Origin of the sequence: Sphingobacterium siyangense (assembly GCF_007830445.1) — a bacterium.
Lineage (GTDB): Bacteria > Bacteroidota > Bacteroidia > Sphingobacteriales > Sphingobacteriaceae > Sphingobacterium > Sphingobacterium siyangense.
The window spans coordinates 24,052-30,772 of sequence record NZ_VLKR01000050.1 but is presented as its reverse complement, the minus strand read 5'-3'; the positions used below and the strand labels follow the sequence as shown (position 1 = coordinate 30,772).

The window sequence follows — 6,721 nt, the reverse complement described above, 5'->3', positions numbered from 1 at the left end:
AAAGGAATTAGTAAAGCTTTTTTTTTAGAAATTCGTTTTCTAGGCTTAATTCTCCAATACGAGCAAAGAGCTTTTCCGTCGGTATATTGCTATCTTTGGAATCTCCTGTATCCTTTGAAAAAACTTTGCTCATATTCCGGATGGCTTCTGCTTTCCATGCCGAAATCTGAGTCGGCAACAACTCATATTTCTTCGCTAAAACCTCTATCGTATCCTTCTCTCTGAGTGACTCCAATACAACTCTGCTTTTAAAATCTTTACTAAATGTTCTCCGTGTACGTGACATAATATTGCTAATTTAATCTATTTATTTCATACCTTAAATTTATGTCTAGTTTTAGGGGAGCAGCATACTCTGTCTCAAATATAATCTTAAAATGAAACAATTTTTTAAGAGTGGGAGGGAACTGTTCCTTGTAAAACATTCCTTTCATCAAGAACAAAATAAATTGGAAATCCAAAACTGGTTGTCTATTAAATTATCGTATCTTTTTAACCTGGTCGTAGTAGGCTTTCAGTATGGATATCATATACTTAAGATATTAAAAAGAAGCCATTTAAACTCTCTCTATTTGATCTCAAAAAATGGACATAACTTTTCTTCGGACTTTCATCTGAACAGTATTGTAAATTCACTGTCAACGAGCAGTTTTAATCTTAAAAGAATATTATTTATAGCGATTTATTTATTATCTATTTATGCTGTAAGTGGGCAATCCATGACACAGTTACCAAGTGGACGAAACAAACCTAATGAAATCGTTGCTATAAAAGCACTTAAAGTAGGAGATACTGTCCCAGATCGTTTACTTAAAGCAAGTTTAAGCATATTTGATAAGACGGGGGCTGAAAGTAATATTACCCTCGATGATTTTAAAGAAAAGGTCATTGTAATAGATCTGTGGGGGACATGGTGTACTTATTGTATAAATAGTTTTCCTCATCTATTCCATCTACAGAATAAATTTCAGGAAAAGATTAAAGTCTTACCAGTAGTCAATCAATCAAGAGCGCGCGTATTGACAACTCTTAATAAAAGTCCTATAAAGAATATTACCGGTTTTGTAACGGCGATTGATAGTACTTTCGGAGATTATTTTCCTACTATGGGCTTTCCTCATGTGATTGTTATAGCAAATACAAGAATTGTTTCAATCACTCTCCCAGAATATCTCACTGAGGAGGCAATTGAAATGCTTATTGTTCATAATAACCCCTACATGCCAATTAAGAAGGACGATGCTATTATGAATAGTTCTACTGTATTGTCGTCTTCATTCAAAGATGTGCGACAGTATCAGCCATTGGCATATCGTACTATTCTAGGTTTTCAAGATGGATTGATCAGTAATGTTCTTTTAAAAAGGGATACGGCTATAACAAGATGGTTGATACCAAATATGGATATCATGTCATTGTTTGAAATAGCATATTTTGACTATAATAAGAAAAGTGATGATTTTGTTGGATTGGCAAACTTTCCTAATAGACGTATCATACTAACACCAGAGTTGACAGCACTGCTATTGCCTAAACCTTTAGGAACATATCCCAGAGAAGCTAGATTGGATGTGCAGCGTAAATACTATTATACTTATGAAAATTTGGCAGCACACAGTATTTCTGATGAGAAATTAAAAATTCAATTGGCAGAGGATCTCGATAATTTTCTTAATGTAAAATCACGGCTTTTGATGGTGCCAATGGAATGTTATGTGATTGCTAGGAAGTCTAATCTTTCTTCTGATTTTGAGGAAAACATCGATAAGAATACATTTCTCCGTTATCTCAATCATCCGACTTTTAAATTACCACCAGTACTCATAGAGAAAGGCTTGTACAAGTTGCCGAAAATTAGTTTGGAAGATCGTCCTTATAGTTTAGACGAAATAAAAAAGATATGCGAAATACATGGACTTAAAGTGTATTCACAAATTTGTAGAATTCCAATGCTTATGTTCTATAAAGGAGCTTTTCCCGATGTAAGTAAGCTTGGGAAACTTGAACTTGATACTTATGGGTATATACCTGCTGTTGAAAAGCAATAGCACAGATTGGCCTATAGAACATATCAAATATATAATCAATTGTTTTAAATCATAAGAAAATAATTTTATACATGAAAAATATGCTGTTTTTCCCCATGTTACTATTATTGATAACATGGAATCTTCAGGTACGTGCCCAACACGGGGCCGAACGGCTTTATCAAGGGGTGATACGAGATTCAACTGGAAAAGGTATTGCTGACGTAAATATTAGAGTAATTAAAGATGGGCGGGTTATCAAAACAGATAGCACAGGTTCCTATAAAATAAATGCTAATCTCGACAAAATTCAAGTAGAAATCTCACATCTTAATTATAAAAGTTTAAGAACTGTACTGTCTACTAAAGATATAAAGAAAATACTGATCTTGTCGGCAAAGATGGGTATGATTGATGAGGTGCTTGTCTCTGGGTATCATTCCCTTCATAAAGCCAGAAGTGTGGGCAGCTATGAAAAAATTGATAAGGTATTGTTGGATAGGACTGCTAATTTTGACGTATTATCGAAGTTGGAACACCTGACCACAGGTACTTATTTTGATCGTTCAGAATATTCGTTTAATGACAACGGTAAACCTATTGAACCTAAAATTTTCATGCATGGTGTCAGTACCTTACGGAAGGCAGGCCTTGGAGGTAGTAAACCATTGGTAATTGTCGACAATTTTCCTTATGAAGGAGATATCAATCTTTTAAGTCCAAATGATATCGAGAGTGTGACGCTTTTGAAAGATGGTGCGGCTTCTGCGATATGGGGAGCAAGAGCTGGTAATGGTGTTATTGTATTAACCACAAAAAAAGGTCGATTTGAAACGCCTTTGCAACAAGAATTTAAAGCTTCAATACGAGTGGATGCGAAACCTGACTTATATAGGCATCGGGTTATTTCTAGTGACGATCTGATTTCCGTGGAGCGTTTTCTGTTTGAGAAAGGATATTTTAATGGCAAACTAACTAGTAATAGTCGACCTGCTATATCACCTGTGGTTGAATTATTGGAAGCTAACCGTAAAGGGGTTTTTGATGATGAAGCGCTAGCCGCAGGAATTAAGCCTTATCAATATACAGATGTGCGTGACGATATGCTTAAATATATGTATAGAGGTGCTGCTTTACAACAATATAATTATTTAGTTAGGGGAGGATCAGAGAAGCTAAATGGTATGGCACAAATAGGATACGATCGGTCTCTAGCAAGTTTACGCAGCGATAAAACCAATCGGATTAGTAGCCAATTAAGTATCGAAGCCAAACTTAATCGAGTTGTGAATCTTTCCGGTAGACTGATGTACAATGAACTGAAAAATGTTAGTGCGCTAGCTACCGACTTTTATTCTGATAATGGATATCCATTTCCTTATTTAAAATTGAGAGAGGGAGGAATAAATCTCGCCGTTCCCTATAAATATCGATTTTCATATATAGATACTGTAGGTGCTGGAAATCTGTTAGATTGGAAATACCGCCCACTTGATTATATTGACGAACCTCCTCTTGTAACAACCAGTAGAAACCTGCTCGCCGATCTTGGTCTTCAACTATTTCTATTAAAGGGCCTCACGGCAGATTTAAAATATAGATACAATTTCTTTGATAGGAAAAAAGAGGAGCGCTATTTTATAAATACCTTTTATGCCCGCGATCTTATAAATAGAGGAACACAGATCACTAATGGAAGTTTAAGTTACAATTTTCCTTACGGAGGTATACTCAGGCAACAGGATGGATTTTCTAAAGAAAGAAATTTCCGTATGCAGCTAAACTATAAAACGGATTTTAAAGGACACAGTATATCTGCTCTTGCCGGGGCGGAATGGCGGAACAAAGATGATGGTTCTATGGGTAATATATTGTATGGTTATAACGCTGAAAATCTTTCTTTTGTTTCGAATATAGATTTCAGTAAACAGTATCCAACTTTTGGTGGACTTGGTGGTAACAATACAATTCCCTTTAACAGTTATCCCAACACCGATATTACCACAAACTTTGTCTCGCTGTACGGTATAATGGATTACGCATTCCAAAACAGATATTTACTGTCAGGAAGCGTACGCAGGGATGCATCAAACTTATTTGGTGTAGAGACGAACAATAAATGGACACCTTTGTGGTCGATAGGTTTTGGCTGGAATCTGCATAATGAAAAATTCTTCAAAAGCTCTGTGATTAATTTTCTAAAGTTACGAGGATCGTTAGGTTACAGCGGAAATGTGGATAACAGTATGAGTGCCCTGACTACTATACAATATTTTGGTTATAATAATTGGAGTGTGCCTTATCCTATGGCGAGGATAGTTAATTTACCCAATAAGGAACTTAGGTGGGAGAAGTTGCGAAATGTCAATGTTGGAATCGAATTTAGCGCATGGAATAATTCGTTTTCCGGAAGTATTGATTACTATAATAAGTATACTTTTGATCTTTTCGATACTCAGCCATTGGATCCAACTTCGGGTGTAAGTTCCATGGTTCTGAATGCTGCCAACACTAAATCTAGGGGGTTCGATGCAAATTTGACACTCAAAAAGAATTGGAGAGATCTAAACTGGGCAGGCAATCTATTATTTTCTTATAATAACAATTGGATTGTCAAAACATTAACGGATCAGCAATCGCCCACCTCTTATGTGCTTAAAGGTGGAATCTCAAATCTGCCGGGAGACATGGTATATAGTCTTTACGCTTATAAGTGGGAAGGTTTGGATAGTGAAGGTAAGCCGCAAGGATTACTAAATGGTGATAAAAGTACCGCATACTGGGATATAATGGGTAGCAAGACATTGGATGTGCTCCAAAAAATTGGTTCTGCACGCCCGCTCTATTTCGGGACTTTTAGAAATACGTTCAGTTATAAGCAATTCAATCTTTCGGCAACAATAAGCTATCGCTTAAAATATTACTTTAAAAGAAGTAGTATAAGTTATCAGTCTCTTTTTGGAAAGTATGACGGCCATGTAGACTTTTATGATAGATGGCAAAAACCTGGAGACGAATTATTAACAGATGTGCCCGCTATGGTCTATCCACTGGATGATGGGGCGGATCTATTTTATAAGGATGCTTCCGTTTTAGCCGAACGTGGAGATCATATTAAGTTTCAGGATCTCCGGTTGCAGTATAATCCTGCATTGCCTATTGGATCCAAAATTAAATCATTGGCATTCTTTATTGTGGCAGAGAATATAGGTTTGATTTGGAAGGCTACTAAAAAAGATATAAATCCCGAATATTTCGGAAATATTCCCGCTCCAAGATCTTTTAGTATGGGAGCAACATTAACATTTTAACAGAAGAATTATGAAAAATATACTATCAACAAAAATGGTAATTGGTATTGTTATGATGTTGATGTTGGGATGTAACCAATTTCTAGAGGAAAAATCTGATATGTCATTGGCTACGATTAGCTCAAAATCTGATCTCTATGCCCTCATGGACTATACTGTTGTAATGAATCAAAGCTATGTAGCAGCGGTCGGCGATATTGCTTCGGATGATTTTTTTATATTGGATAAACAATATATGGGAATAAGTCAGCTGTCTGACAGGGCCATTTATATATGGGATAGAAAGCCTTTGGCCGATTGGTATTGGGTGTCCTATAGTCGTTTACTTAATGTTAATACCGTACTTGAACATCTGGATAAGATTCAGCTTGATCAAAAGGATCGACGAAATTTGGAGGGAATGGCTTTGTTTTTTAGAGCGTATAGCTATTTTGATTTAGCGCAGATATATGCACCGGCCTATAACCAAAAGACAGCCGAATTAGTCTTGGGACCACCAATGAAAAGGAGTACTGATGTAAATGATAAGCCCATAAGATTATCTCTAAAAGAAACAATGGATCTAATCATTGCCGATCTAAAACTAGCATCTGATTATCTGACGGATCAGAATCTGACTTACCCAACTCGACCGAATAGAAACGCTGCATTGGGGCTGCTTTCTAGGGTATATCTTGCTATGGGAGACTACGAACAGGCATTGGCGATTTCAAAACGAGCTTTAGAATCTTATGATAAACTTATGGATTATAATCAGATCAATAGCGGTAAAAAATATCCATTTGAAAGATTTAATCCCGAAGTATTGTTCTTTTCTATTCATGCCGCCGAAAATCTTTCAAGAGAGTCAGTTCTTCGAATTGATACAGTGCTATATGATAGTTATACAGATAGTGATTTACGTAAAACACGATTCTTCACGAAGCAGGCTGACAGCTATTTCGCATTTACAGGAGATTATTCGGGAAACTCAAATGCACAGAAATTTAATGGGATAACAACAGCAGAATTGTGGTTGACAAAAGCTGAATGTGAAGCCAGGCTCGGACAATTGACGCTCGCTAGTAAAACCATAAAATTTTTAACAGACAAACGATATAGCAGTACGGTTGCCATGGAACCTTTTCCAGCAACGCAAGATGGGCTTCTCAAGTTCATCTATGCGGAACGAAGAAAGGAACTTCTACTGCGTGGTGTAAGATGGATGGACCTAAGACGATTGGAAGAAATGTATATCGGAAAAAAAGAAATGAAGCGAATAATCGGAGACAAAGTGTATAGTATAAGCTTAAATGAAATTAAATCATTTACTTTTCTTTTTCCACAAAAAGTGATAGAGATGTCTGATATGGAACAGAATTAATGAGTGTTTAACAAAATAAA

At 36.2% G+C, this 6,721-nt stretch carries 4 protein-coding genes; 3 read left to right on the top strand and 1 reads right to left on the bottom strand.

Annotated features, from left to right (window positions below; genetic code table 11):
- Nucleotides 1-7: 7 nt before the first annotated feature.
- Complete coding sequence (locus tag IQ31_RS25920) at nt 8-286, bottom strand: transposase (protein WP_145331133.1); 279 nt, start codon at nt 284-286, stop codon at nt 8-10.
- 91 nt (nt 287-377) lie between these two features.
- Between IQ31_RS25920 and IQ31_RS25915 the strand changes: the two genes are divergently transcribed.
- The 3 genes from IQ31_RS25915 (at nt 378) to IQ31_RS25905 (ending at nt 6,701) form a co-directional block, all read left to right on the top strand.
- Nucleotides 378-2,048 (top strand): TlpA family protein disulfide reductase, encoded by a 1,671-nt coding sequence (locus IQ31_RS25915; protein ID WP_145331131.1) that lies wholly within the window; start codon nt 378-380, stop codon nt 2,046-2,048.
- 71 nt (nt 2,049-2,119) lie between these two features.
- Nucleotides 2,120-5,338, top strand: a complete 3,219-nt coding sequence (locus tag IQ31_RS25910; RefSeq protein WP_145331129.1) for a SusC/RagA family TonB-linked outer membrane protein — start codon at nt 2,120-2,122, stop codon at nt 5,336-5,338.
- 10 nt (nt 5,339-5,348) lie between these two features.
- Nucleotides 5,349-6,701: a RagB/SusD family nutrient uptake outer membrane protein gene (locus IQ31_RS25905; RefSeq protein ID WP_145331127.1), complete on the top strand. Its 1,353-nt coding sequence runs from the start codon at nt 5,349-5,351 to the stop codon at nt 6,699-6,701.
- Nucleotides 6,702-6,721 lie beyond the last annotated feature (20 nt).

Bases quoted from the DNA above. Each gene is read 5' to 3' on its own strand.
- IQ31_RS25920 (WP_145331133.1), bottom strand. From the start codon at position 286: ATGTCACGTACACGGAGAACATTTAGTAAAGATTTTAAAAGCAGAGTT.
- IQ31_RS25915 (WP_145331131.1), top strand. From the start codon at position 378: ATGAAACAATTTTTTAAGAGTGGGAGGGAACTGTTCCTTGTAAAACAT.
- IQ31_RS25910 (WP_145331129.1), top strand. From the start codon at position 2,120: ATGAAAAATATGCTGTTTTTCCCCATGTTACTATTATTGATAACATGG.
- IQ31_RS25905 (WP_145331127.1), top strand. From the start codon at position 5,349: ATGAAAAATATACTATCAACAAAAATGGTAATTGGTATTGTTATGATG.